Source organism: Comamonas sp. Z1 (assembly GCF_008121555.1).
GTDB lineage: Bacteria > Pseudomonadota > Gammaproteobacteria > Burkholderiales > Burkholderiaceae_C > Comamonas > Comamonas thiooxydans.
This window is the reverse complement of the sequence record NZ_VOQT01000050.1, coordinates 1-3,357: the sequence shown is the minus strand read 5'-3', so window position 1 is coordinate 3,357 and position 3,357 is coordinate 1. Positions and strand designations below refer to the sequence as shown.

3 protein-coding genes and 1 pseudogene are annotated in these 3,357 nt (G+C 50.8%); 2 read left to right on the top strand and 2 right to left on the bottom strand.

Annotation, left to right across the window (positions count from 1 at the left end; translation table 11 throughout):
- Window positions 1-86 precede the first annotated feature (86 nt).
- On the bottom strand, window positions 87-476 hold the full coding sequence (locus tag FSY45_RS28590) for an alpha/beta fold hydrolase (protein ID WP_370512854.1): 390 nt from the start codon (window positions 474-476) through the stop codon (window positions 87-89).
- Between the two features lie 449 nt (window positions 477-925).
- A pseudogene (locus tag FSY45_RS27620) lies at window positions 926-1,451 on the bottom strand (integrase core domain-containing protein); the annotation flags it as partial.
- On the opposite strand from FSY45_RS27620, the gene FSY45_RS27615 reads away from it, so the two are divergent.
- Both FSY45_RS27615 and FSY45_RS27610 read left to right on the top strand, forming a co-directional pair.
- Window positions 1,450-1,692, top strand: a complete 243-nt coding sequence (locus FSY45_RS27615) for a hypothetical protein (protein WP_003065021.1) — start codon at window positions 1,450-1,452, stop codon at window positions 1,690-1,692. The pseudogene FSY45_RS27620 and the gene FSY45_RS27615 sit on opposite strands and share 2 nt — an antisense overlap.
- 288 nt (window positions 1,693-1,980) lie before the next feature.
- Complete coding sequence (locus FSY45_RS27610) at window positions 1,981-3,348, top strand: cache domain-containing protein (protein WP_255443516.1); 1,368 nt, start codon at window positions 1,981-1,983, stop codon at window positions 3,346-3,348.
- Window positions 3,349-3,357 lie beyond the last annotated feature (9 nt).

Genomic DNA, 3,357 nt, shown 5'->3' with positions numbered 1-3,357 from the left:
GCACTACAACGAGCACCACCCCCATAGCGCCCTGCGGTATCACTCGCCACGCGAGTTCCGCCGAAAGGCCATGGCAACCCGTTAAATTACGTGAGGGTTCCTGTCCTCAAATACGGGGAGCACTCCACTACAACCGGCGCAGTGGGATTGTTTGCCAGAAAGCCAGTTGTCATGCGCCCTCCCATGCTGTGCCCCATCAAGTAGACGCGCTCCACTCCTTTCTGCATTTTCAGATATTCAATTGCAGATTGAATTCGCTGATAGGCCTCCGGAAACGAGGCGGCAAGCTCGGGCGAATCAGGCGAGTCTGCGCCAGGATCCGGCATTCGCAAAGAGAAGGTATGAAAGCCCAAGTCTTTGTGAATAGCACGCCTCAATGGCCCGACTACGTTACCGTCTGGAGAGTTCCCTCTACCGTGAGCCAGGACAACTCCCACCTTGGAGTCCTTTCCGTCAAGATACTCACCTTGGGGCATCTGCGCCGCAACCGGCGTCGCCAAGACGCAGCTGAAAACCCATATGAGTGATTTGAGCACTGACATCACAGATACTCCCTTGGTAAGAATTAGCTCTGGAGTGACGGACTTGCGCTTCAATAGCGTTAACTTGAGAGAATTGAACCCGCTCGCATACTCTTGGAAGTCATCAATAGAGGTTCACTACTGTCCTCCAAAAGCCAGCTTACATGACCGCCAGGAGTCTTCTACAGCTCTTGAACTGAGCAGCCCTCGAGAAATCAATCTAAGCAGCTCTAATTCGTCGTCTCACCTTGCAAGATCACCTCTCAAACGGCAAATGATCTACAGCCTCTGCAGCTCCTGCACCAGCTTGTGCATGCCATAGCGTGCCACGCCCCCAGGCAGGCCTGGCGCAACCAGACAATGTCATTGAGTACCTTGGACAAGCCTGTCCCCTCTTCGGTCCGCTAGCTGTGATCCGTCAAGAGTTTATTTGTAGATTTGAGCCTGGACATCGGAGCGATGTGACCGATGCCGCTGTGCGGCCTGTGCCAGTTGTCGTAGTGCTGCCAGCTCGCCAGAGCATGGGGCCGCTCAGCTGAGTTCTGGTACGTCCAGTCATAGGTCCACTCGCGTAGCGCTGACTGGATGAACCGCTCGGCCTTGCCGTTGGTCTGCGGCCGGTACGGTCTGGTGAATTTGTGCTGCACGCCCAAGGCTTTGCAGGCAGCAGCAAACTCCCTGGACCGGAAGGGTACACCGTTGTCAGTCAGCAGGCGTGATGCGTACGCCCAGCCCCGCGTAGTACGCCACCGCGTTGTGGACGGCTTCGTGCTTCTTCTCCTCGCTATGCATGGCGGTGAAGTCGATGCGCGCGTGGTCGTCGATGGCCACAAACAACCTCTCCCAGCCGGCACCCTCGACCAAGTCGCGCCGGTTGCCAGTCACTCGATGGCAAGGTCTGACGATGCTCCCGAGCTTCTTGGTGTCGATGCCCGCCTTCCTCATTGCCATGATGCAGATGGTCTGCACCCAGGATCTGTCGACAGACTCGCCCGAAGAGTTCCGCTACCTGCAAGAGCTGCAGAACCTGGCCGACCTGCACCTGGCAGGCATCCGGAACCAGGTGCAGGTCGAAATGAAGGCCGAGGCCGCCCAGCACACCGGTCAGGCACCGGCCAAGCAGGCATTGCCTGTGTCTGCTTATCGGCTGGGGTCCAACAAGAGCCAATGATCTATGGATGCGAGCAAGCTGGCTACCTACCTCGATCAAAAGAAGGTTCAGGCAGAACAGCAGCGGCGAGCTGTTCGGTGTTGACTTCGAAGCCTCGCATTCTTGAGCAGCTACAAACACCGCAGATTGATCTAAGCAATCACGCATGGCGGCAGCGAAGCCGTATAGCAACTTGCCAACGTTGCCTGCAGCTGCCAGGAAATGGGCCTGTCAATAGTGCCTGCACTTTTTACACAGGTACTAACCCTAGGAAATTCTCATGCAAAAGTAAAATAAACAAATTAATTGATGAAGATCGATAGTTTTTATTATAATTTATTTTATAGGAACTCTGTGAAATTCAATATAAGCAAGATTTTTTGCAAAATGGATATTAGGCGTTTGATCCTATTGCTCACGGTTGCCAGCGCATTTATCTCTTTAGTTAATACATTCTACGCAGCCTATACAGTTCAACGCCAGCAACTCATAGATGAAAATCTGAACGGGAATTTCGTCTACGCAACAAAACTGGCAAAGAGCACCGATGACTTTCTTAGGGCAGCTCAACAACAGCTAGCGGCAAGCTCGGTCTATTTATCAAAAAACTTCAATGACATCGAAGTATTAAAATCAGAGTCAGAAAGACTGAAAACTCAGACAGAAAGCTTCAACTCTATTCTTATAGTTGATGCTCGCTCTAGTGTGCTAGCTTCTTCACCTGAAACGCTGAAACTCACGGGAAGAACTCTCGCAACACCAGGCATCGTTGAATCGATAAAAACGCAGAAACCGCTAATTAGTGACTCATATATCTCCACCATCGGAAATTTGCTGGTATTCATCTCTCATCCCATCCACGACCCATCTGGCAACTATTTAGGCATGGTTGGAGGAACGATCTACCTCAACCAACAGAGCATCCTCAACCATCTGCTTGGCACGCACTATCACAAAGATGGCTCATACCTGTATGTTGTCGATCAGAACAAAAAGCTTGTCTATCATCCTGACCAAAATCGAGTAGGAACACTCGTGAGCGGCAATGAAGTCACCGAGAAAATTCATAATGGTGAGTCTGGCAGCCAGATCGTTAAGAATACTCGTGGGGTTGAGATGATTTCAGGCTATGCAATCATTCCCACTACGAACTGGGGAGTCGTTGCACAAAGACCCCTGTCGGCAACCCTTGCTCCATTGGACTCGCTGATGAAGCAAGTAATTCTTAAGACGCTACCTATAGCGGTAATTTCTGTATTTCTGATCTGTTGGTGCGCTAACAGAATTGCAAAACCGCTGCAATTACTGTCTGAAGGTGCAAAAAACATAGACCACCCGGAAACAGAGAAGAACATACAGAAAATAAAATCGTGGTATATAGAGTCCTATGAGTTGAAAAAAGCCATGTTAATTGGCATTTCCTTGCTCAATAGAAACATACAAAAACTTCAGGATGATGTTAAGACTGATCCTTTGACCAAGCTTGGCAATCGTCGAAGCCTGGAAGCTGCATTGCAAAAGCTCGAAGCTTCCAGCCAGATTTTCTCAGTGGTATCTATCTGTCGGGTCCCGGACGATTGGCTGCTTAAAAACAAGCGTCCGTTGCTGCATGGCCGAGAGGTACTGCAAGCAGTTCTGGCAACATGGCAATCCCGTGCCAAGGAGTTGCCATGCTGATCAGCCTTC